This window comes from Rhodovarius crocodyli, from assembly GCF_004005855.1.
Classification (GTDB): Bacteria; Pseudomonadota; Alphaproteobacteria; order Acetobacterales; family Acetobacteraceae; genus Rhodovarius; species Rhodovarius crocodyli.
In genome coordinates this window covers 18,130-39,148 of sequence record NZ_SACL01000005.1, presented here as the reverse complement: position 1 = coordinate 39,148, position 21,019 = coordinate 18,130, and the positions used below count along the sequence as shown (strand labels likewise).

Genomic DNA, 21,019 nt, shown 5'->3' with positions numbered 1-21,019 from the left:
CGAAAGGGCGAGGAGGGGCGGATAGCGACCGATGGGCCAAGAGGGCGCCTGGTGCCCCTCCTCGCCCTTTCGGATAACTCCTGGGTTCCAAGGGTCGTCACGACCCTTGGCGGGCGTCCAGAGGGCGGAGCCCTTTGGTGGGGGCCTGGGGGCGAAGCCCCCGGTCCGACCTCACCCGTTCTTCAGCAGCCTGGCGGCCTTCACCGCGAAGTAGGTCAGGATGCCGTTGCAGCCGGCGCGCTTGAAGGCCATCAGGGCTTCCATCATCGCGCGGTCGTGGTCCAGCCAGCCGCGTTCCACGGCGGCCATGATCATCGAGTATTCGCCGCTGACCTGGTAGGCGTAGGTCGGCACGCCGAAGGTGGTGCGCACGCGGTGGACGATGTCCAGGTAGGGCAGGCCGGGCTTCACCATCACCATGTCGGCGCCTTCCTGGATGTCCAGGGCAACCTCGCGCAGGGCTTCGTCGCTGTTGGCGGGGTCCATCTGATAGGTCTTCTTGTCGCCGATCAGCTGGCCCAGGCTGCCCACGGCATCCCGGAAGGGCGAGTAGAAGCCAGAGGCGTATTTGGCGGCATAGGACATGATCTTGGTGTGGATCAGCCCCTGGGCGTCCAGTGCCGCGCGGATGGCGCCGATGCGCCCGTCCATCATGTCCGACGGCGCGATGACGTCCACGCCGGCCTTGGCCATCGTCACGGCCATCTCGCACAGGATGGCGACGGTGTCCTCGTTATGGACGTATCCGTCGCGCAGCACGCCGTCATGGCCGTGGTCGGTGTAGGTATCGAGCGCCACGTCGCCGATGACGCCGAGCGTGGGGTGGGCGGCCTTCAGCGCGCGGGCAGCGGAACAGATCAGGTTGTTCTCGTCCAGCGCGCGCGTGCCTTCGGGGTCGCGCTGCTCGGCCGGCGTGTAGGGAAAGAGGGCCACGGCCGGGATGCCGAGGGCCACGGCCTCGGCCACATGCTCCGCCACCAGGTCCACAGAGACGCGGATCTGCCCCGGCATGGTGTCCACCGGCACGCGGCGGTTCTCGCCTTCGCAGATGAAGATCGGCCAGATCAGGTTGGAGGGCGCCAGGACGTTCTCGGCGGTCAGCGCCCGGGTCCAGGCGTCGCGGCGGTTGCGGCGCAAGCGCGTGTTGGGGAAGGAGCCGAGCGGGATCATGGCACTACCTCACGGAATGGGGCGGGCGACCGGCCCGCCCCTTCGGATTACGCCGCCGCCCCCGCCTTCTCAAGCCAGGGCCTGCTCAAGATCAGCCAGGATATCGTCGATATGCTCGATGCCGATCGAGAGCCGGACGTAGCCCGGTGTCACGCCGGCCATGGCCTGTTCCTCGACCGAAAGCTGGCTGTGGGTGGTGGTGGCGGGGTGGATCGCCAGGCTGCGCGCGTCGCCGATATTGGCCACGTGGTAGAACATCTTCAGCTTCTCGATGAAGCTCTTGCCGGCCTCGACCCCCGCCTTCAGCTCGAAGCCCAGCAGGGAGCCGTAGCCGCCCTTCAGCGTGGCCGCGCGGCGCGCGGCTTCGCCGGTGGCCAGCGACGGGTGGATCACCTTGGCCACCTTGGGGTGCCCGGCCAGGTATTTCGCGACCTTCACGGCGTTCTCATTGTGGCGTTCGACGCGCAGCGGCAGCGTCTCCAGCCCCTGGATGAACATGAAGGCGTTGAAGGGGGCCATGGGCGCGCCGATGTCGCGCAGCAGGCAGGTGCGCATGCGGATGATGTAGGCGATGGGGCCGAGCGGCTTCACCGCCTGGGTCCAGACCGCGCCGTGATAGCTGGGATCGGGCTTGTTCAGCGTGGGGAAGCGGTCGCCCCAGGCTTCCCAGTCGAAATTGCCGCCGTCGATCACGATGCCGCCGATGCTGGTGCCGTGCCCGCCGATCCATTTGGTGGTGGAGTGCATGACCACTGCGGCGCCGAGTTCCAGCGGCTTGCAGATGATGGGCGCCGCCGTGTTGTCCATGATGAGCGGGATGCCCATCTCGCGGCCCATCGCCGCGACCTCGGCGATCGGGAACACCTCCAGCTTCGGGTTCGGCAGGGTCTCGCCATACCAGCAGCGGGTGCGGTCGTCGGATGCCTTCCTGAACGCCGCGGGGTCGGCCGGGTCCACGAAGCGGACCTCGATGCCGAACTGCTTCAGCGTGTTCGCGAACAGGTTCCAGGTGCCGCCATAGATGTTGGTGGAGGAGACGATGTTGTCCCCCGCCTCGCACAGGTTCAGCACGCAGAAGGTGCTGGCCGCCTGGCCAGAGCCCAGCGCCAGGGCCGCCACGCCCCCTTCCAGCGCGGCCACGCGGGTTTCCAGCGCGTCGCAGGTGGGGTTCATGATGCGGCTGTAGATGTTCCCCAGCTCCTGCAGGGCGAACAGGCGGGAGGCATGGCCCGTGTCCTGGAACTGGAAGCTGGTGGTCTGGTGGATCGGCACGGCCACGCTGCCGGCCGTCGGGTCCGCGCGGTGGGAGCCGCCGTGCAGGGCAATCGTCTCCGGCTTGGTATAGGCCATGGCTTCCTCTCCTTCTGGTTGCGCGGACGATGCCATTCGCGGCCCGGCGGTGGAAGCACTTGCTTGAATGATGCCCGCTGCGCGAGGCTGCGCGGATGCGCCATCTCGCCCTGTTGATCCTGCTGCTGCATGCGGCCCCCGCCCTGGCCATGCGCCAGAGCACCGTCGAGTTGCCCGGACCGCCCGGCGTGACGCTGCGTGCGGAGCTGTACCTGCCCGACGGGCCGGTCACGGGCCCCGCCGTGCTGGGCATGCACGGCTGCGCGGGGTTCCGCCGGCCGGATGGCCAGGTCTCGGCGCTGTATCGCGAATGGGCGCGGCTGCTGACCGGGCAGGGCCATGCGGTGCTGCTGCCCGACAGCTTCGGCAGCCGCGGCCAGGGCGAGCAATGCACCCGGCGCGAGCGCGCGATCCTGCCTGGGCGGGAACGCCGGGCCGATGCCATCGCCGCCGCGCGATGGCTGGTGGCCCAGCCCTTCGGCGGCCCGGGCGTGGTGATGATGGGCTGGTCCCATGGCGGCAGCACGGTGTTGTGGACCGCGAACAACCCCGAAGGCGCGCCGATCCTGGCCTATGTGGCGATGTATCCGGGCTGCGGCGTACCGAACCGCCTGGCGTCCTGGAACACGGCCGCGCCGATGCTGCTGCTGATCGGGGAGGCCGATGACTGGACGCCCGCCTGGACCTGCCAGCAGCTGGCCGGGCGCTTCCCGGACCGCATCGCCTATCACGCCTATCCCGGCGCCTATCACGGCTTCGATGCGCCCAATGCCCCGATCAGGGTGCGGACGGGGCTGGCCTATACGGCGGGCAACAACGGCCAGGCGCATCTGGGCACCGACCCGGCGGCGCGGGAGGACGCGATGCGGCGGGTGGCGGCTTTTGTCGCGGGTGTGCGCCCTTAGGGCCTTACCCGGCGAAGCGCGCGAATTCCTTCACCAGCGCGCGGTAGATGTCGCGCCGGAACTCCACCGTCAGCTCCGGCAGTTCCTCAAGCCTGGCCCAGCGCCAGGCGTCGAATTCCGGGTGCGGGTCCTGGTCCAGCCGGATCTCGGCGTCGCTGCCCAGGAAGCGCAGGGCGAACCATTTCTGGGTCTGGCCGCGATACTTGCCGCGCAGCGCCTTGCCGACGAGATGCGCGGGCAGGTCGTAGTGCAGCCATTCGGGATGTTCAGCCAGGATCTCGGCGCGGTCGGTGCCGATTTCCTCCTTCAACTCCCGCAGCACGGCCTCGGCGGGGTTCTCGCCCTCATCCAGCCCGCCCTGCGGCAGCTGCCATGCCTCGGCACCCGGCAGGTCTGCCCGGCGGGCGACCAGCACCCGGCCCTCGGCGTTGAACAGCACGGCACCCACATTGGGGCGGTAAGGCAGATCCGACATGGCCCGGGTGTAGCAGCCGCGGGCTACGGCGTCACTTCGGGGCGGCGGATCAGCGAGGATGCGGGCACCAGCACGGCGCCCCGTTCCTCCAGGCTGCGGCTCCAGGCCTCTACGCGGTCGACCAGCACCGGGGTGGGGTCGCCGATCAGGCCCATGGCGCTGCCGCGCTCCCGCGCCAGGCGTTCCAGCGCGCCCAGCTTCATGTCGATCTCGGTGCGGGTGGCGGGCTCATCCACCACCACATCCACGGTGCGGCCCCAGGCGCGGTCGGGGTTGCGGGCGCCGGGGCGCGCATCGAGGAACAGCAGCCCGCGCCGGCGCAGATGTTCCTGCAGCGTGCCGAAGGGCTCGCTGAGCGCGGCATAGCGTTCGCCCCGCAGCGCGCCCAGCGCGCCCACGGCACCGACATAGCCCTGGAAGCGCGACAGCACCCACAGCAGGCGTTCCTCGTTCTGCGCGGGCGAGAGCCGGGTCAGCAGCGCGCGGTCGCCGGGGTCGTTGGCGGGATAGCCGTTGGGTTCCAGCGGCAGGGAGACGAGGAATTCCATGCCACGGCCGCGCGCGCGGTCCAGCAACCCGCCGGGGCGCGGGGCATAGGGGTTGATGGCCAGGGTGGCCTGCGCGGGCAGCCGGTCGATCGCCTGTTCGCTGAGCACGGCATTCATGCCGAGCCCGCCAACGACGAGCGCGATGCGCGGCCGCGTCTCGGCGCGGCCCGGGCCGGGGCGGGCGTAGAAGCGGATGGAGGTGCGGCCATCCACCGCGATGCGCGGCACCGGGCCGAAGGGGCCGGCCTCCAGCAGGGCGGGATCGGCGGCGGGGATGGTGCCGGGGGCAGGGTCCGCCGCCGGGGGCGGCGCCGCCTCCGCGACCGGCGCCGGAGAGGGGGCGGCGGGCGCTGCCTCGGGCACGGGTTGCGGCGGAAGTGACAGCTCGGCGACCACCGGCGGGGCCGGCGGCCCCATTACGGCCAGCGTGCCGAACAGCCCGCCCGAGGCCAGCAGCACCAGCAGCCAGTACAGGCCCAGGAGCTGCCAGCCGCGGCGGTTCACCCCGGCCGTCGTCTGCAAGCCTGCCTCAGCGCTGGGCGCGGCGCAGGGTGGTGCCGGGCGGCAGGGCGCGGATCAGGGTCAGCGCCTGCTGCAGCTGGAAGTCGGTTTCCGGCTTGGTGGGGTCGAAGGCGGGCGCATTCTCGGCCGGCTCGGCCTGGACGCGCTCCGCCACGCCCTGGGGCAGGTTCAGCGGCGGCAGCTGCACGGCGTTCGGCGCCACGCCGCCCTCGTTGCGCAGGGACCGGCGCAGGTCGGCCTCGCGCTCACGCTGGCGGGCATTGTCGTCGCGGCTGGCGCGCACCTCGATGTCCGGCTCGATGCCGGTGTTCTGGATGCTGCGGCCCGAGGGCGTGTAGTAGCGCGCGGTCGTCAGCCGGATCGCGCCGTTGGAGCCCAACGGCATCACGGTCTGCACCGAGCCCTTGCCGAAGCTGCGCACGCCCATGACGATGGCGCGGCGGTGGTCCTGCAGGGCGCCGGCCACGATCTCGCTGGCCGAGGCGGAACCGGCATTCACCAGCACCACGATGGGCACGCCGCCGGTGATGTCGCCGGCGCGGGCGTTCCAGCGCTGCGCGTCCTCCGCGCGACGGGCGCGGGTGGAGACGATCTCGCCCTGTTCCAGCAGGTCGTCCGAGACCTGCACCGCCTGGTCCAGCAGGCCGCCCGGGTTGTTGCGCAGGTCCAGCACGATGCCGCGCAGGTTGCTGCCGCCCTGGCTGCGGATGGTCTGCACCGCGCGGCGCAGCGCCGTGTCGGTCTGCTCGTTGAAGGAGGACAGGCGGACATAGCCCACGTCGTTGCCTTCCATGCGGAAGCGCACGACCTGCGGGCGGATCACGTCGCGCACCACGGTCAGCTCGATGGGGGTGCGCTCACCCTCGCGCCGGATGGTCAGGCGCAGGGAGGAACCGCGCTCGCCGCGCATCTGGTCCACCGCTTCCTGCAGGGTCAGCCCCTGGGTGCTGGTGCCGTTCAGGTTGGTGATCAGGTCGCCGGGCTTGATGCCGGCACGCGCCGCCGGCGTGTCGTCGATCGGCGAGATGACCTTGATGTAGCCGTTCTCCTGCGTGACCTCGATGCCGAGGCCGCCGAACTCGCCGCGCGTCTGCACCTGCATGTCGCGGAAGTTGCGCGGGTTCAGATAGGAGCTGTGCGGGTCCAGGCCCGTGAGCATGCCGTTGATCGCGTTCTCGACCAAATCGCGGTCCTGGACGGGCTCGACATACTCGGCGCGGACGCGCTCGAACACATCGCCGAACAGGTTCAGCAGACGGTAGGTTTCGGCCCGTCCGCCTTCCTGCGCCCAGGCAGCCACCAGGGGGCCCGCCACGATGCCGGCACAGAAGGCGCCGGTGACGAGGGCGGTGGTGCCGAACTTGGCCTTGAAGGACATGCAGTCATTCCTTAGTTCCCCCCGGCGAACGACCGTCGGGAGGCGGGGGCTGGTAAAAGCGCAGTTTGGCGCGCGGCCACCACACTGCAACCTCTATAGAACACGGATTCCGGTGTTCCGGCGTCAAGAAATGTCTCAACGCCTGTCACCAGCCCGTTAAGCGGGCGCGGCGACCGTCTCGACCGAGGCTTCGAGCCCCAGCAGAATCGCCAGGACTTCCAGGCGGCGCAGCACCGATTCCCCGGCGAAAACACCCGAACCCTCACGCAGGCGCAGCACCACCCGGCGCGAATCCCGCACCAGCGCGGTGCCGGCCAGCAGCTCCATCACACCACCTGAGAGAGTGAAGGCCAGCCTGAGGGCCGCACCCAGCGTCTCCGCCTGGCGAAGCGCCGGGGAGGAGAGGAGGGAGCGCGCCTGGTCCAGGAAGGTAGCGGGCGGCTCGGCCTCGTATCGAAGCGCCACCGTCATGGCCAGGAAGGCGCGGGCGTGGTGGTCCAGCCCCACGCCATGCTGGCGCAGCACGCGGAAGAAGCTCTGTTCCGCGCGGTATTCCGGGTGGTCGTGGCTGCCGATGTCGCTGATGCGGGCGGCGGCCGAGACCAGCCGGGCATCCTGCGGGTTGTCGGCCAGTTCCAGCGGGCGCAGCCATTCCTCCAGCGCGGGCGGGAAGTCGGCATTGCGGCCGAAGGCATCCGCCAGCTCCTGCGTGGCCGACAGCAGCGGGTCGGCGTCGCGCAGCTCGGGCGGCAGCAGGCGGGCATACCAGCCCTCACGTAACCCGTTCGCGCTGAACACGGCGCGCGCCGCGCCCGAGGCGCGCAGCAGCCGGCGCATCGCCACCGCCGCGAAGGGCAGGTCCGACAGGCGCTTGCTGGGGGCGGAGGGCATGCGCTCCAGCGCGCGGCGCGGGGCGGACATCAGCACGCCCGCCAGGTCCCGCGCTTCCTCGCGGCGGATCGCGTAGTGATGCACGATCGCCAGCGGATAGCCGGTCTGCGCCATATGGATGCGCGCCATGGCGCGGAAAGTGCCGCCGACGGGGAACAGATCCGTGCCCGCGCACTGCTTCAGCCAGGGAACGGAGGCCAGTTCCTTCTCGACGATGCCGCGCGCCTTGGCCACGTCGCCGCCCGCGCGCTCGGCCAGCCGGATGGTGCCGAGCGGCAGGGACACGCTCTCGCGCATCTCGCCATCCACCAGCCGCACCAGTTCGAGCGACCCGCCGCCCAGATCGGCCAGCAGCCCGTTGGCCGCGGAAAAGCCCAGCAGCAGGCCATCGGCGGAAAGCCGTGCCTCAGCATCGCCCGAGAGCACCTGGACCGGCACGCCGGGCATGGCCTGTTCCAGCGCCTTGATGAATTCCGCGCCGTTGGTCGCATCGCGCACGGCGGCGGTGGCCAGGACCTGCACCGGGTCCGCCCCCATGCCGCGCGCCACGGCGTGATAGCGGCGCAGCACGGTCAGCGCCTGCGCCACCGCGGCATCGTTCAGCCGCCCGGTCGTGGTCAGCCCGCGCCCGAGGCCCAGCACCGCCTTTTCGTTGAAGATGGCCTCCGGGTTGCGGGAAAGCCCCTCGAACACCACGAGGCGGACGGAGTTGGAACCGAGGTCCACCACCCCGAAACGCGGCGGGCGCGCGCCCTGTTGGGTGGCATGGATGGCCGGCGAATGGTCCAAGCGGTCGATTCCCGTGCAGAGGGGCGCGCGGGGCCTGGGCTGCCGCGCACCGTAGAAGAAGCCGATGAGATCCCGGCCGGAAGGCCGGGCCGCATCAATCCTGCGTCACGCGATCCTGCCTCGGCCGGCGGATGGCGGGTCGCTGAGGACGGTTCAAAGCACTCCCGCGCCCGGAAAGCGAGGGGTTCGTCATGAAATACTCATGGGCCGAGATCGGATCGGCACCCTGGCGGCGGCGGTGCCAGCTGCCGTCGGCGCGCAGGTCCCAGCTCTGTGCGGTGTCCTTCAGGTTCACCACCATGATCTGGTCCAGCACCTGGGCGTGCACGGTGGGGTTCTCCACCGGCACCAGGGTCTCCACGCGCCAATCCATGTTGCGCGCCATCCAGTCGGCCGAGGAAATGTAGACCTTGGCCCGGCGGGACGGCATGCGGTGGCCGTTGCCGAAGGCCGCGATCCGGGAATGTTCCAGGAAGCGGCCGATGATCGACTTCACCCTGATGTTGTCCGACAGGCCGGGCACGCCGGGGCGCAGGCAGCAGATGCCGCGCACCACGCACTCGACCTTCACCCCCGCCTGGCTGGCCCGGTACAGCGCGTCGATCAGCTGCTCATCCACCAGCGAGTTCATCTTCAGCCAGATGTGGCCCGGCCGGCCGGCGGCCACATGGGCCATCTCGGCCTCGATCAGCGCCAGCAGCGTCGGCCGCGTCGTGAGGGGGGAGAAGGCGAGCCTCTCCATCGCCTCGGGGCGGGCATAGCCGGTCATGTAGTTGAACAGCTTGGCCGCGTCGCGGTTCAGCCCCGGGTCGGCCGTGAAGAAGGACAGGTCCGTGTAGATGCGCGCCGTGATGGGGTGGTAGTTGCCCGTGCCGAAATGGGCGTAGCTGCGGAAGGCATTGCCTTCGCGGCGCACCACCAGGCTGACCTTGGCATGGGTCTTCAGCTCCACGAAGCCATAGACCACCTGCACGCCCGCCGATTCCAGCTCACGCGCGATGGAGATGTTGCGCTCCTCGTCGAAGCGGGCCTTCAGCTCCACCATCGCGGTGACCGACTTGCCGGCCTCGGCGGCCTCGATCAGCGCGCGGGCGATCGGGCTTTCGCGGCTGGTGCGGTACAGCGTCTGCTTGATGGCGACCACATTGGGGTCGCGCGCCGCCTGGCGCAGGAACTGCACCACCACGTCGAAGGACTCGTAGGGGTGATGCACCACGATGTCCTTGGCGCGGATCGCGGAGAAGCAGTCCCCGCCGTAATCCAGGATGCGTTCCGGGAAGCGCGGCGTGTAGGGGGTGAACAGCAGGTCCGGCCGGTCATCCACGATCAGCGCCGTGAAGTCCGTCACACCCAGCGCGCCCTCGACCACGAAGGTGGAGGCGGGCTCGGCGTCCAGCTCCTCGACCACGAAGCTGATCATGTCCGCCGGCATGCGGCTGTCCACCGCCAGGCGGATGGCGCGGCCGCGCCGGCGGCGCTTCAGCGCGGTCTCATAGGAACGGACGAGATCCTCGGCTTCTTCCTCGAACTCCACATCCGTGTCGCGGATCAGGCGGAACAGCCCCTGCTCGGCCGGGATGAAGCCCGGGAACAGGCGGTGCAGGAACAGCCCGACCAGGTTCTCCAGCAGGATGAAGCGGGCGCGGTGGTTGCCGCCTTCCTCGGTCGGCAGGCGGATGAAGCGGCCGAGCTGGTGCGGCAGCGACACCAGCGCCCGCATCATGCCGCCATCCTCCTCGCGCACCAGCTTCAGCGCCATGCACAGGGATAGGTTGGGCAGGAAGGGGAAGGGGTGCGCCGGGTCGACCGCCAGCGGGGTCAGCACCGGGAAGATGCGTTCCAGGAAGTGCTGTTCCAGCCAGGAGAGGTCGGCGGCCGACAGCTCCTCGGCCTCCGTCACATGCAGGCCGGCCTGGCTCAGCTGGTTGCGCAGCGCATGCCAGGTGGTCTGCTGTTCCTCGATCAGCTGCTGGGCATGGGTGTGGATGGCGACCAGCTGCTGGGCCGGGGTCAGCCCGTCATGGTTGACGGTGGTGACGCCCGCGCGCGCCTGGCCCGCGAGGCCCGCCACGCGGACCGAATAGAATTCGTCCAGGTTGGAACCCGAGATGGCGAGGAAGCGCAGGCGCTCCAGCAGCGGGTGGCGCGGGTTGGCCGCTTCCTCCAGCACGCGGGTGTTGAAGTCGAGCCATGAAATCTCCCGGTTGATGAAACGGGAGGGATGGGCGGCCTCTAGGGGCTGGGGTGTCGGTGCTTCCGGCATGGGGGCAGCTTATACAGGGCGCAGCGAGTGTGACACGGGGCCGCCGGGCCATGCCACAGAACTATCATATGGCGCCGTCGCCCATCTCGCGCAGTACCTCCTGCACGGTGGCCCGGTTCAGCCGGCCGCTGGCCAGGGCGGCTTCATCAAGTGCCGTCACGGCCTCACGCAGGCTTGCGGCATCGCGCGGCAGGTGCAGCAGCAGCAGCTGTTGCAGGGCGGGGGCCAGCACGATCTGCCGGTCCGCCAGGTGCTTGGCCAGCATGGCCGCCAGCAGCGTGTCGGATGGCGCCTCGATCCCGATGGCGGTGGTGGCGCGCAGGCGGCTCATCAGGTCGGGCAGGGTGAAGGGCCAGCGCGCGGGCGCGGCCTGGCCGGTCAGCAGCAGCGGCAGGCCGGCCTCGCGCGCCGCGTTCAGCGCGTGGAACAGGGCGGCGGGGTCGGGGCAGAGGTCCGCGTCATCCAGCACCCAGCCGCGCGCCGGCAGGTCCGCCAGGCCGCGCAGCAGCGCGCCCCGGTCCAGCCGCCAGCCGTGGCGGGCGGCCATCACATGGGCCAGATGCGTCTTGCCGGCACCCGCGGGCCCGTACAGCACCAGCCTGCGGTCGGGCCAGGCCTCGGGGGATGCGAGGAACTCCCGCGCGGCCGCATTGGCCGCGTCCGGAATGAAGTCGCCCTCCGCGAAGGAGGGCGAGAGGTCCAATGGCAGGGCAAGCTGGCGCGGCACCTGCCGTCCTCCTTTCGGGCCTTGGCCCTCAGATCATTGCCATGCCGCCGTTGACGTGCAGCGTGGCACCCGTGACCCAGGCGGCCTCGTCCGAGGAAAGGTAGGTGACGGCGGCGGCGACATCGCGGGCCTCGCCCATCTTGCCGAGCGGGATGCGGCCCAGCAGCGCGCCCTTCTGCGCGTCCGACAGCTTGTCGGTCATGGGCGTCGCGATGAAGCCCGGGGCCACCACGTTCACCGTCACGCCGCGCGGCGCCACTTCCTGGGCCAGCGCCTTGCTCATGCCGATCAGCCCCGCCTTGGCGGCGGCGTAGTTGGCCTGGCCGGCATTGCCGGTGACGCCCACGATGGAGGCGATGGAGACGATGCGCCCGGCGCGGCGCTTCATCATGCCGCGCAGGGCCGCGCGCGCCAGGCGGAAGGGGGCGTTCAGGTCCACCTCCAGCACGGCGTTCCAGTCCTCGTCGCCCATGCGCAGGGCCAGCATGTCGCGGGTAAAGCCCGCATTGTTCACCAGGATGTCGAGCTTGCCCTCGGCGGCCTCGATGCCCTCGACCAGCGTGGCGGGGGCGGCGGGGTCGGCCAGGTCGGCCACGGCCACGCGGGCGCGGCTGCCGAGCTTCTCCGCCACGGCCGAGAGTTCGGCCTCACGGCGGCCGGTCAGCACCACATGGGCGCCCTGGGCGTGCAGGGCCTCGGCGATGGCGATGCCGATGCCGGAGGAAGCGCCGGTGACCAGCGCGATCTTGCCTTCAAGGTTGAACATCAGGCGCTTTTCCTTCTCACAGGCTCTTCAGGAAGGCTTCGATGTCGGCGGGGTTGCCGACGGCCATGGCCGAGGCTTCCGGGGCATTGCGCTTCATCAGGCCCGTCAGCACCTTGCCGGCGCCGGCCTCGACGAAGCGGGTGCAGCCCATGGCGACCATGGCGGCCACGCATTCGCGCCACCGCACCGTGCCGGTCACCTGCTTCACCAGCAGGTCCTTGATGGCGGCGGGGTCGGTCGCCTTGGCGGCGGTCACGTTGGCGACCAGGGGCGGGTTCGGCGCCACCAGCGTCGCGCGGTCCAGCGCCTCTGCCATCGCATCGGCCGCCGGGGCCATCAGGCTGCAATGGAAGGGGGCCGAGACCGGCAGGATCATGGCGCGCTTCACGCCCTTGGCCTTCGCCACCTCGACCGCGCGCTCGACGGCGGCCTTGTGGCCCGAGATCACGGCCTGGCCGCCGCCATTGTCGTTGGCCAGCTCCACCACCTCGCGCTTGCCTTCCGGGTTCTCGGCCGACTCGGCGCAGATCTCCTGGGCCAGCTCCGCCTCGGCGCCCAGCAGGGCGGCCATGGCGCCCACGCCGGCCGGCGTCGCCTTCTGCATGGCGTCGCCGCGCAGGCGCAGCAGACGGGCGGCGGTCGCCAGTTCCAGGGAGCCCGCGGCGGTCAGCGCCGAATACTCACCCAGCGAATGGCCGGCGACGAGGGCCACCTTCTCGGCCAGGCGGAAGCCGCCCTCGCGTTCCAGCACGCGCGTGACGGCCACGGAAACCGCCATCAGCGCAGGCTGCGCGTTGGAGGTGAGGGTCAGCTCCTCGGCCGGGCCCTCGAACATCAGCTTGGACAGGTGCTGGCCCAGCGCGTCGTCCACTTCCTGGAAGGTCTCGCGCGCGATGGGGAAAGCATCGGCGAGATCGCGGCCCATGCCAGGAGCCTGGCTGCCCTGGCCAGGAAAGACGAAAGCGAAGGACATGGACATAACCCTGTGATGACGATTTCCGCTGCGGCTTTGGGGCGGAAGGCGCGGGAAGTCAACGCGGAGCCAGGGGCTTTGCCCCCGGACCCCCATCAAGGGGCGCCGCCCCTTGAGACCCCGCCAGGAGATAATATCTCCTGGACCTGATGGAAGTTTGGTGCCCGCCTTCGCAGGTGGGCTGCCAATTTAATTATTGAAATCAACGTTTTCAGGGTGTGGTGCCAATTCTCCGGGGTCCAGGGCCGCTACGGTCCTGGCGGGTTCCAAGGGCAGAGCCCTTGGTGGGGTCCGGGGCAACGCCCCGGGGCTCACGTCACCGGCGCATCCATATCCAGCATCGCCATCGACCGCACCAGCCACACCGCCCGCTCGAAGCTGGCGGTCGCCCGGTGCAGGGCCTCGGGCGGCACGCAGGCCGGTGCCTGGCTGCGGATCTGGCGCATCATCGGGCCGCGATCCTCGGTCAGCCGCAGCAGCATGGTGTGGTCGTCCAGGTCCAGCGCCTCATGCATCTGTTCCAGCATCATGTGCAGGGCTTCCAGCAGATGGGCGAGCGGGGCCACGGCATCGGCTTCCTCGGCGGCGGTGGCCAGTTCCGTCACGGCCAGGCGCAGGTCGCGCAGCAGGCGCAGCCGCGCCTGCAGGCGCACGGCCTCCGTCAGCGTCTCTCCATGGGGCGAGGCCTCCAGCAGCTGCCCCATGAACTCCGAGACGCTGGCCTCCAGCCGCGCGCCGGTATCGGACAGCGGCTGGGCGGGCAGGGGGGGCTTCACCGCGTCCTCACGCAGGCCATCGAGCAGCTCGGGCAGGCGCTCGGTCAGGCGGGACTGTTCGCGGGCGGCCAGCATCAGGGCGCTGTCCGGGTCCTCGACCGCGCGGTCATAGATATACAGCGGGCGGGACAGCGCCTCGGCGCGGCTTTCGGGCGCGCGGGCGGCCAGCAGGCGCATCAGCGGCCCGTGCAGCGGGTGCATCAGCAGGGCGGTCACGGCCTGGATGCCGGCGAACAGGATGCCCATGCGGGTGTCGGGCTGCGTCGCCAGCCGTTCCAGCAGGGCCAGCACCAGCGGCACATGCAGGTGGATCTCGATCAGGTGCAGCGCCAGGAACAGGGCGGCGCCGGCCGCCTTGAAGATGGTCTGGTACAGGATCAGCTGGCGCGGCGTGCCCTTCAGCCCGCCCGACAGCGCCAGCACCGCGAGCCCCGAGCCCAGCGTCGCGCCATAGACCAGCGGCACCGCCTGGTGGAAGGTCAGCAGCCCCGCATCCATCAGCGTGATGCCGAGGATGGAGACGGTGGAGCTGGATTGCGCCACCAGCGTGACGATGGTGCCGATCAGCAGCGGCGGCAGCACGGCATCGCCGGCGAAGGCCATGATCTCGGCCACCAGCGGAATGTTGCGCAGGGGAACTGCCGCCCCCTTCATCAGCGCCAGGCCCAGGAACATCAGCGCCAGCCCGATGCCTGCCTGCTGGGCGGGCTTCCAGCGTCCGCCGCCGTCCAGGTTGAAATACTGGGCGGTGCCCAGCACGCCGATCATCCACAGCGCGGCCAGCCGCAGGTCCACGGTGGCCAGCAGCACCAGGGCCGCGGTGCCCAGATTGGCCCAGGCCAGCACCGGCAGCGCCCGGCGCACCGTGATCAGCCCGCCCGCCTGCATGTTGGCCGCGATGAAGGTGACGGCATTGGAGGATTGCGTGAGTGCGCCCAGCGCGATGCCCGCCAGCGCCCCCGTGGCGGAATTGCCCGTCAGCCGCGCCACGGCGCGGCGCATGCGCGGCCCGGCCATGGCCTGCATGTTGTGGCCCACGGCACGGATGCCGATGAAGAACAGTCCGATGCCGCCGAGCAGCCCCGCCAGGATTTCCATGCGCCCTACCGTCGCAACAGCGGCACCAGCAGGCCCAGCACCGCCAGGATGCCGATCGCCGCGCTGATATAGAGGGTGTTCCGCAGGCTGAGGTAGGAAGCGATGGCCGCCTGGGACGCCGCGTCATTGGCCGCGCGGTAATTGGCCTCCAGCCTGTGGGAGAGGCTTTCGAGCGCCTGCTGCAGCGCCCGGTCCACGCCGCGCACCCGCGCATCGGTGGCGCGCGCGCCGTCGACGGTTGCAAGGTCCGCCTCGGCCAGCGCGGCGTCATAGGCCGCATTCACCTCGGCGTGGTTGGACAGCAGCGCCTCGCCATCCGCGCCGGCGCGGCCCAGGGCCTCCCGCACGCGCTGCTGCTCCGCGCGGAAGGACGTGGTGTGGCGCGCCCGCAACGCCGCGTCATTGCCGCGCAGCAGGATGTTCTTCCATTCCTGCACCTGGACCTTGAACGCGACCTCGGCGTCGCGCGCACCGTCCAGGATTTCCGTGAGCCCCGTCAGGGTCGCTCGGGCCTCGCCATGTTCGCGGTCCGCGCGCCACAGGGCGAACAGGCCGGTGGCGGCCTGGGCCAGCAGCACCAGCATGATCAGCCCGGCCAGCAGCAGCGACCGGTTAGGGGAGGGTTTCACCATGGCGCCTGCTTCCCGAAGCCCTGGCCTCTCCGCAAGAGGCTCAGGGTGTTGTCATCAGAACTTCACGACTCCAGGCCGCGCCCGGCGGCCCAGACCGGGTCAGGCGCGGTCCAGAGCACGGGGTTGTCCACCGCGGCCGCCATGGCGCTGGCGCAGGCCTCGATGATGGCCTCGCCCTTTTCCTTCGTGGCCGCGCGCGCGTCGCCGCGCACGCCGGTGGGGGCCGCCTTCTCCCAGAAGGAATAGAAGCGGGAGTAGCCGGCGGGCGCCTCGGGCGGGGCATTGATGGGGGCGGGGATGCGGTCCTGCCGGACCTGCGTGGCGTCCAGCGCCAGCCACACGCTGGTCTCGCCCTCGCAGGCGTGCATGACGCGGGGCTGGGTGGTCAGCGTGGCGGCGATCGCCTCGGGGGCGGCGCTGGGCCAGTTCACCGAGACGACGGGCATGGCGAATTCATGCGCGCATTCGCGCACCGAGACGGCCAGCGGCTCGATATTGCCGCCATGGCCGTTGATGATGAGCAGGCGCTTGAAGCCCAGCGCCTTCAGGCTGCGCACCACTGAACGGATGATGGCGTTGAACGCCGCGTAGTCGCTGCTGATGGTGCCGCCGAAGGGCAGGTGGTGCTCCGACAGGCCGAGCCAGATGGGCGGCAGCACCACGCATGTGGTCTTGGCCTTCTCGGCCGTGCGCAGGGCCATGTTGTGGGCGATGTAGCTGTCGGTCCAGACCGGCAGATGGGGGCCGTGCTGTTCCAGGCTGCCCACTGGCAGGATGGGCGTTACGTCCTGCCCCGCCAGGGCTTTCAGTTCCGGTCCCGTGAGGCTTTCCCAGCGCATCGAAATTTCCTTTCAGCGTTTCGCAACTTTTCCGCGCGAAAACGTTCTTCCCCTGTCCACGAGGAGCGTGGGCTCAGGCGTGTGCCGCGCGGTTGCCGCGAAAGGCAGCGCCCCCAAACAGGGAAAGCGTAGATGGCGATCGACCCTTGGCAAAGGCTGCCCGCGACCGGGCAGGTCTGGCTGCGCGCCGAGATGCCGAACCAGAACCTCATTGCCCTTCATGCCGTGGCCCGTTCCCGGCTGGCGCTGCTGCGGGCCAAGGCCCTGGGCCGCGACCCGGTGCATGAGGACCTGAAGGCCGCCCTGGAGCGCCGGGACGAACCCGCGCGGGACTGGCAGCAGCGCCAGGCGCTGCGCGCGGCCGGAGAGGCCGAGCTGGACCAGATCGAAGCCGGGCTGGCACGCGCCGGTGAACAGGGGCAGCTCGATTCGCCCGGCTGGAGCGAGGCCGGCCCCGCCGATTTCCGCCTGCGCGGAGAGGCGCTGGACAGATGGTGCACCCTGGCCCTGCGTCGCCGGGCGCAGCTGTTGCCCATCCTGGAGAAGCTGCGCGCCGAGCACGAGGTGCTGCGCCAGGAGGTGGAGGCAGCCCGCGCGGCGCGCATCCGCGCCCTGATGCGCAAGCTGACGGAGCAGCAGGGGTTTTCCTGGCATGAGTTGCCCGACCCCGCGCAGACCCACTGCCCGCCCAGCGTTCGCGCCGCGATGCTGGAGGCCGTGGGCGGCCCCGCCTGCCACCTGACCCTGACCTGGCGCTATGACGAGGCGAGCGGCCTCGAATGGCTGCGCTGGCAGTCGCAGGAGGGCGCGAGGCTCTCCGATGGCTCCGTCGGTGGCCGGGAAGCCGTCACGGCCGCGCTGCAGCCGGTGGCGCTGGCCGCCTAGGCCTACTCCGCGCGGATATTCGCGCGGCGGATGGTGTCGCCCCAGGCATCGCGGTCGCGCTGCATGCGGTTCGCGAATTCCTCCGGGCCCTCGACGATGGGCGTCAGCCCGTTTTCCAGCAGGCGCTGGCGCAGGTCAGGGTTCTGCAGGCCGAGCCGCACCGCCTCCGCCCATTGGCGGATGGCGGCGGGCGCCATGCCCGTGGGGCCGCACAGGCCGAACCAGCCCGCGACCTCCAGCCCAGGGATGGTATCGGCGATGCGCGGCGCGCCCGCGAATTGCGGCACGCCCACCGGGTCCGCCAGGGCCAGCAGCCGCAGCTCCCCGCCCTGGATCTGGCGCGTCACGTCGCCCAGGTTGGTCACCATGAAGTCAGCGCGCCCCGCGATCAGGTCCAGCACGCCAGGCGCGGCCCCCCGATAGGGCACATGGGTCATGGAGACATTCGCCATCACCTCCATCCGCGCGCCCGACAGGTGCTGGGCGGTGCCCACCCCGGCGCTGGCATAGGTGACGGTGCCGGGCCGGGCGCGGGCGGCGTTCACCACATCGGCCACGGACTGATAGGGCGAGCGCGCCCCGGTCACCATGCCGTAGGAGGACAGCGCGACATTGGCGATCGGCACCAGCGCCGTGCGCGGGTCCACCGACATCACGGCCCCCGGCAGTTCCGGGTTGATGACCAGCGTGCCCATCGGGCACTGGAACACCATCGACCCGTCCTTGGGCCCGCGTGCCACCATCTCCAGCGCCAGCATGCCGGAGGCGCCGGTGCGGGTTTCCACCACCGGCCGGACGCCCAGATGCGGGGCCACCGCCTCTGCCGCCACGCGCGCCACCAGATCCGCCGTGCCGCCGGGGGCGAAGCCCGAGACGATGCGCGCCGTGCGCTCCTGCGCATGGGCCAGGGAGAGGGAAGCCGCCAGCGCGGCAGCGCCGAGAACAGCTCGGGTGATGAACATCGGGACGTTTCCTTCGGCTGTTGCGCCGTTTGCGCACAGCTTCGGTAGGAAACGCCGCCCCCGTCAACCGGGCTTTTCGCCCTCGATGGTGAAGGGGCCGGACAGGCGGAAGGGTTCCGCGAGCAGGGCCAGGCGCTGGAACTGGTCCACCGGCAGGATCACGAAGGCATCATGGCCATGGCGCGTCAGCACCACGGGCCCCTGGACGCAGGCGTCCACCAGCTTGGGCTGGGCTTCCTCGATCACGCCCATATCGGCGCGGGGGAAGCGTTCCAGCCCCTCGGTCGGGTCGCCCGGGCGGGTGGGGCGGACCGGGTCGTCGGGGCCTGTCATCAGTCGAGCGAGGCCGAGGGGCCGCGCGGGCGGGCCACCTTGTTCCAGGCGCCGCGGATGGTCTCGGACACATGGTCGGGGTCGGGCACGCCCTTGAGGACATGCTGTTCCTCGCTGCGGCCTTCCATGGCCTTCACGACGACGTCGCCGATGCCGAACATGCGGTTCCACAGGCTCTGCTTCACCACCACGTCGCGGATGCGGAACACTTCGATGTCATCCCGCACGCGGGTCCAGAAACCCGATTCGATGATGATGCGTTCGTTGGTGATGCGGATGCGTTGCCGGCCGAGGAACGGCAGGCCGATCAGCAGCAGCGCCAGCAGGATGCCTCCCACGCCGTAGGAGCGTTTGCTTTCCCGCGTTTCCAGGACCAGTTCTTCGCTCATGCGACGAGACCCTCAAGCCAGGATGGGAAGACGCCACGGATTGGCGCTGCTCGCAACGGTGCTGTGGGCGGGGAATGCGCAGGCGCAGGGCAGGGGGCGCAGTGCCGCGGCGCTGGAGGCTGCCCGGCGCTTCCTGTGCCCGCATGGCGGCACCCCCCGGCGCGGCGGCCGCTGCGCGCCCCCGGCGGCCGGCGGCATGGGCGAGGACCCGGAAGTGATCGGCTGGGACCGGGGGATTGCGCCGGCCACACGCTCGCAGCGAGCCTGCCCGGAAGGGACGAGGGCGGATACGACGGCGCAGGCGGGGGTGATGCGGTGTGTGCCGAGATGAACGTTCTTTTTTGTAAAAAAGAACCAAAAAACTTTTGATTATTAAAACTCGTAAAAGTCTTTTTGCTTCTTTTTCTACAGAAAAAGAAGAATCATACTATGTTTTCTCGATTGCGCATATGCTGCGCCAGCCCCTCGATCTGCGGCAATACCATCTTGGTCAGGGCATCGTCCGTCACGTTTTCCGCCCAGGCCTGGCGAAAGCACAACAGCCAGCCCTCGATCTCGGGCCCGGCGATCGGCGCATGCAGGTGGCGCCGGCGCAGCATGGGCGGGCCGCGCCGTTCCACGAACATCGGCGGGCCGCCCAGCCAGCCGGTCAGGTACCAGAACAGCCGCTCCTCCGCCTGGGCCAGGCTGGGCGGGTGGATGGCGCGGCAGGCGCTGGCGGCCGGCAGCGTGTCCATCAGCGCATAGAAGCGGGCAACCAGCGCGCGGATGACGGGCTCGCCGCCGATGCGCTCATAGGGGGTCTGTTCAGTCATCGCGGGGCGGGGTGTCGCATGGCGGGGGCGACACCGCCAGCACCGCGCCCAGCAGGCCGGGGAAGCGCGCGTCCAGCTCCGCCCGGCGCAGGCTGTTCATATGCGTGGTGCCCTCGGGCCGGGTGCGGATCAGCCCCGAGTCGCGCAGCACCCGGAAATGATGGGAGACGCTGGACTTCGCCCGCCCATCCTCCAGCGCGGCGCAGCTCAACTCCGCGCTGCCGGCCAGCTTGCGCACGATGCCCAGGCGCATGGGGTCGCTCAAGGCATGGAACACCTGCTCCAGCTCGACGTCCTCGATGGGGGGATGGCGCATCTGCCGCATGCTTCGCAGATAGAGCCGGTGCGCCCCTCTTGCAATTGTTCGATTGAGATCGAACTATCGTTGCAACGCAACAGGACACTCCCATGCCTCATTTGTTCGACCCCTTCACCCTGAAGGGCAGCACGCTGCGCAACCGCATCGCCGTGTCGCCCATGTGCATGTATTCGGCCGAGGAAGGCGTCGCCAATGATTGGCACGCCGTCCATCTGGCGGGGCTGGCGCGCGGCGGCGCGGGCCTCGTCACCGTCGAGGCCACGGCCGTGACGCCCGAAGGGCGCATCACCCCCGGCTGCCTGGGCCTGTGGAACGATGAACAGGCCCAGGCCCTGGCGCCCATGGTGCAGGCCATCAAGGCGGCCGGCGCTGTGCCGGGCATCCAGATCGGCCATGCCGGCCGCAAGGCCAGCGCCAACCGCCCGTGGGAGGGCGACGACCACATCCCCGACGGCGACCCGCGCGGCTGGACCACCATCGCGCCCTCCGCCATCGCCTTCGGCAAGAACCTGCCGCGCACCCCCCGCGCCATGACGCTGGAGGACATCGCCCGCGTGCAGCAGGGCTTCGTCGATGCCGCCATCCGCGCGCGGGACGTGGGCTTCGAGTGGCTGATGCTGCACTTCGCCCATGGCTATCTGGCGCAGGAATTCCTCTATCGCGGCTCCAACACCCGCAACGACCAGTATGGCGGCAGCGCCGAGAACCGCGCCCGCTTCCTGCTGGAGACGATCGAGGCCGTGCGCGCCGTGTGGCCCGAGGACCGGCCGCTGATCGCGCGCCTCGGCGTCATCGAGTTCGACGGCCATGACGAGCAGGACGTCTCGGAGGCGATCGCCCTGCTGAAGCAGGCGAAGGAGAAGGGGCTGGACCTGGTGGATGTCTCCATGGGCTTCTCCACGCCCGAGGCGCAGATCCCCTGGGGCAACGGCACGCTGGTGGCGCCCTATGCCGCGCGCGTGCGGGCCGAGACGGGGCTGCCGGTGGCCACCAGCTGGAACATCCGCACCGCCGAGAACGCCGATGCGCTGATCCGCGAGGGCAAGATCGACCTGGCGATGATCGGCCGCCCGATGTTGGCGGACCCGCACTGGGCCTATGACGCGGCGAAGAAGCTGGGGGTGGAGAAGCCGAGCTGGGTGCTGCCGGCGCCCTACGCGCATTGGCTGGCGCGCTATGCCTGAGGGCCGGGGGCCTTGCCCCCGAGGCCCCCG

At 70.3% G+C, this 21,019-nt stretch carries 21 protein-coding genes; 3 read left to right on the top strand and 18 right to left on the bottom strand.

Annotated features, from left to right (window positions below; all coding sequences use genetic code 11):
• Positions 1 to 171: 171 nt before the first annotated feature.
• On the bottom strand, positions 172 to 1,167 hold the full coding sequence (gene hemB, locus EOD42_RS15110) for a porphobilinogen synthase (protein WP_127788675.1): 996 nt from the start codon (positions 1,165 to 1,167) through the stop codon (positions 172 to 174).
• Between the two features lie 72 nt (positions 1,168 to 1,239).
• Positions 1,240 to 2,520, bottom strand: coding sequence for an O-acetylhomoserine aminocarboxypropyltransferase/cysteine synthase family protein (locus EOD42_RS15105; protein WP_127788397.1), 1,281 nt, complete (start codon positions 2,518 to 2,520; stop codon positions 1,240 to 1,242).
• 95 nt (positions 2,521 to 2,615) lie between these two features.
• Here EOD42_RS15105 and EOD42_RS15100 point away from each other — a divergent pair, with 95 nt between their 5' ends.
• Positions 2,616 to 3,425, top strand: coding sequence for a dienelactone hydrolase family protein (locus tag EOD42_RS15100; protein ID WP_127788396.1), 810 nt, complete (start codon positions 2,616 to 2,618; stop codon positions 3,423 to 3,425).
• 4 nt (positions 3,426 to 3,429) lie between these two features.
• Here the strand turns inward: EOD42_RS15100 and EOD42_RS15095 are convergent, their stop codons facing one another.
• The 11 genes from EOD42_RS15095 to EOD42_RS15045 form a co-directional block, all read right to left on the bottom strand.
• Positions 3,430 to 3,900 (bottom strand): RNA pyrophosphohydrolase, encoded by a 471-nt coding sequence (locus tag EOD42_RS15095; protein ID WP_127788395.1) that lies wholly within the window; start codon positions 3,898 to 3,900, stop codon positions 3,430 to 3,432.
• A 23-nt stretch (positions 3,901 to 3,923) separates the two neighbouring features.
• Complete coding sequence (locus tag EOD42_RS15090) at positions 3,924 to 4,970, bottom strand: divergent polysaccharide deacetylase family protein (protein WP_127788394.1); 1,047 nt, start codon at positions 4,968 to 4,970, stop codon at positions 3,924 to 3,926.
• Between the two features lie 7 nt (positions 4,971 to 4,977).
• Positions 4,978 to 6,348, bottom strand: coding sequence for a S41 family peptidase (locus EOD42_RS15085; RefSeq protein WP_127788393.1), 1,371 nt, complete (start codon positions 6,346 to 6,348; stop codon positions 4,978 to 4,980).
• 156 nt (positions 6,349 to 6,504) lie between these two features.
• The gene (locus EOD42_RS15080; RefSeq protein WP_240655172.1) at positions 6,505 to 8,028 is read right to left on the bottom strand and encodes a Ppx/GppA family phosphatase; all 1,524 of its coding nucleotides are present in this window, start codon (positions 8,026 to 8,028) and stop codon (positions 6,505 to 6,507) included.
• Positions 8,029 to 8,122: 94 nt separating this feature from the next.
• On the bottom strand, positions 8,123 to 10,291 hold the full coding sequence (locus EOD42_RS15075) for an RNA degradosome polyphosphate kinase (RefSeq protein WP_127788392.1): 2,169 nt from the start codon (positions 10,289 to 10,291) through the stop codon (positions 8,123 to 8,125).
• Between the two features lie 64 nt (positions 10,292 to 10,355).
• Positions 10,356 to 11,018, bottom strand: coding sequence for a P-loop NTPase family protein (locus tag EOD42_RS15070; protein ID WP_127788391.1), 663 nt, complete (start codon positions 11,016 to 11,018; stop codon positions 10,356 to 10,358).
• 28 nt (positions 11,019 to 11,046) lie between these two features.
• Positions 11,047 to 11,784, bottom strand: coding sequence for a 3-oxoacyl-[acyl-carrier-protein] reductase (gene fabG / locus EOD42_RS15065; protein ID WP_127788390.1), 738 nt, complete (start codon positions 11,782 to 11,784; stop codon positions 11,047 to 11,049).
• 16 nt (positions 11,785 to 11,800) lie between these two features.
• Positions 11,801 to 12,757, bottom strand: coding sequence for an ACP S-malonyltransferase (gene fabD, locus EOD42_RS15060; protein ID WP_206020364.1), 957 nt, complete (start codon positions 12,755 to 12,757; stop codon positions 11,801 to 11,803).
• A 311-nt stretch (positions 12,758 to 13,068) separates the two neighbouring features.
• The gene (locus EOD42_RS15055) at positions 13,069 to 14,631 is read right to left on the bottom strand and encodes a Na/Pi symporter (protein ID WP_127788388.1); all 1,563 of its coding nucleotides are present in this window, start codon (positions 14,629 to 14,631) and stop codon (positions 13,069 to 13,071) included.
• Between the two features lie 5 nt (positions 14,632 to 14,636).
• Positions 14,637 to 15,263 carry a hypothetical protein gene (locus tag EOD42_RS15050; RefSeq protein WP_127788387.1) on the bottom strand — a complete coding sequence of 209 codons (627 nt, stop codon included), beginning with the start codon at positions 15,261 to 15,263 and terminating at the stop codon, positions 14,637 to 14,639.
• A gap of 62 nt (positions 15,264 to 15,325) precedes the next feature.
• Positions 15,326 to 16,102 carry a creatininase family protein gene (locus tag EOD42_RS15045; RefSeq protein ID WP_127788386.1) on the bottom strand — a complete coding sequence of 259 codons (777 nt, stop codon included), beginning with the start codon at positions 16,100 to 16,102 and terminating at the stop codon, positions 15,326 to 15,328.
• 132 nt (positions 16,103 to 16,234) lie between these two features.
• Here EOD42_RS15045 and EOD42_RS15040 point away from each other — a divergent pair, with 132 nt between their 5' ends.
• On the top strand, positions 16,235 to 16,987 hold the full coding sequence (locus tag EOD42_RS15040) for a hypothetical protein (protein WP_127788385.1): 753 nt from the start codon (positions 16,235 to 16,237) through the stop codon (positions 16,985 to 16,987).
• Positions 16,988 to 16,989: 2 nt separating this feature from the next.
• On the opposite strand, the gene EOD42_RS15035 is transcribed toward EOD42_RS15040, so the two are convergent.
• The 5 genes from EOD42_RS15035 to EOD42_RS15015 form a co-directional block, all read right to left on the bottom strand.
• A complete protein-coding gene (locus EOD42_RS15035; protein WP_127788384.1) occupies positions 16,990 to 17,949 on the bottom strand; it encodes a Bug family tripartite tricarboxylate transporter substrate binding protein in 960 nt (319 codons plus the stop codon).
• Positions 17,950 to 18,012: 63 nt separating this feature from the next.
• Positions 18,013 to 18,282, bottom strand: a complete 270-nt coding sequence (locus EOD42_RS15030) for a type II toxin-antitoxin system Phd/YefM family antitoxin (RefSeq protein ID WP_127788383.1) — start codon at positions 18,280 to 18,282, stop codon at positions 18,013 to 18,015.
• On the bottom strand, positions 18,282 to 18,671 hold the full coding sequence (locus EOD42_RS15025) for a PH domain-containing protein (RefSeq protein ID WP_127788382.1): 390 nt from the start codon (positions 18,669 to 18,671) through the stop codon (positions 18,282 to 18,284). The genes EOD42_RS15030 and EOD42_RS15025 overlap by 1 nt, the downstream gene beginning before the upstream one ends.
• A 422-nt stretch (positions 18,672 to 19,093) precedes the next feature.
• Positions 19,094 to 19,486, bottom strand: a complete 393-nt coding sequence (locus EOD42_RS15020; RefSeq protein WP_127788381.1) for a group II truncated hemoglobin — start codon at positions 19,484 to 19,486, stop codon at positions 19,094 to 19,096.
• Positions 19,479 to 19,802, bottom strand: a complete 324-nt coding sequence (locus tag EOD42_RS15015) for an ArsR/SmtB family transcription factor (RefSeq protein WP_408902161.1) — start codon at positions 19,800 to 19,802, stop codon at positions 19,479 to 19,481. Before EOD42_RS15015 ends, EOD42_RS15020 begins: the two co-directional genes overlap by 8 nt.
• 92 nt (positions 19,803 to 19,894) lie before the next feature.
• On the opposite strand from EOD42_RS15015, the gene EOD42_RS15010 reads away from it, so the two are divergent.
• The gene (locus EOD42_RS15010; protein ID WP_127788379.1) at positions 19,895 to 20,989 is read left to right on the top strand and encodes an NADH:flavin oxidoreductase/NADH oxidase; all 1,095 of its coding nucleotides are present in this window, start codon (positions 19,895 to 19,897) and stop codon (positions 20,987 to 20,989) included.
• Positions 20,990 to 21,019 lie beyond the last annotated feature (30 nt).

Coding starts and splice junctions, on each gene's coding strand:
- EOD42_RS15015 (WP_408902161.1), bottom strand. CDS start 19,802: ATGCGCCATCCCCCCATCGAGGACGTCGAGCTGGAGCAGGTGTTCCAT.
- fabG (WP_127788390.1), bottom strand. CDS start 11,784: ATGTTCAACCTTGAAGGCAAGATCGCGCTGGTCACCGGCGCTTCCTCC.
- EOD42_RS15045 (WP_127788386.1), bottom strand. CDS start 16,102: ATGCGCTGGGAAAGCCTCACGGGACCGGAACTGAAAGCCCTGGCGGGG.
- EOD42_RS15025 (WP_127788382.1), bottom strand. CDS start 18,671: ATGAGCGAAGAACTGGTCCTGGAAACGCGGGAAAGCAAACGCTCCTAC.
- EOD42_RS15105 (WP_127788397.1), bottom strand. CDS start 2,520: ATGGCCTATACCAAGCCGGAGACGATTGCCCTGCACGGCGGCTCCCAC.
- fabD (WP_206020364.1), bottom strand. CDS start 12,757: ATGTCCTTCGCTTTCGTCTTTCCTGGCCAGGGCAGCCAGGCTCCTGGC.
- EOD42_RS15040 (WP_127788385.1), top strand. CDS start 16,235: ATGGCGATCGACCCTTGGCAAAGGCTGCCCGCGACCGGGCAGGTCTGG.
- EOD42_RS15035 (WP_127788384.1), bottom strand. CDS start 17,949: ATGTTCATCACCCGAGCTGTTCTCGGCGCTGCCGCGCTGGCGGCTTCC.
- EOD42_RS15020 (WP_127788381.1), bottom strand. CDS start 19,486: ATGACTGAACAGACCCCCTATGAGCGCATCGGCGGCGAGCCCGTCATC.
- EOD42_RS15010 (WP_127788379.1), top strand. CDS start 19,895: ATGCCTCATTTGTTCGACCCCTTCACCCTGAAGGGCAGCACGCTGCGC.
- EOD42_RS15095 (WP_127788395.1), bottom strand. CDS start 3,900: ATGTCGGATCTGCCTTACCGCCCCAATGTGGGTGCCGTGCTGTTCAAC.
- EOD42_RS15075 (WP_127788392.1), bottom strand. CDS start 10,291: ATGCCGGAAGCACCGACACCCCAGCCCCTAGAGGCCGCCCATCCCTCC.
- EOD42_RS15030 (WP_127788383.1), bottom strand. CDS start 18,282: ATGACAGGCCCCGACGACCCGGTCCGCCCCACCCGCCCGGGCGACCCG.
- EOD42_RS15085 (WP_127788393.1), bottom strand. CDS start 6,348: ATGTCCTTCAAGGCCAAGTTCGGCACCACCGCCCTCGTCACCGGCGCC.
- EOD42_RS15100 (WP_127788396.1), top strand. CDS start 2,616: ATGCGCCATCTCGCCCTGTTGATCCTGCTGCTGCATGCGGCCCCCGCC.
- EOD42_RS15055 (WP_127788388.1), bottom strand. CDS start 14,631: ATGGAAATCCTGGCGGGGCTGCTCGGCGGCATCGGACTGTTCTTCATC.
- EOD42_RS15050 (WP_127788387.1), bottom strand. CDS start 15,263: ATGGTGAAACCCTCCCCTAACCGGTCGCTGCTGCTGGCCGGGCTGATC.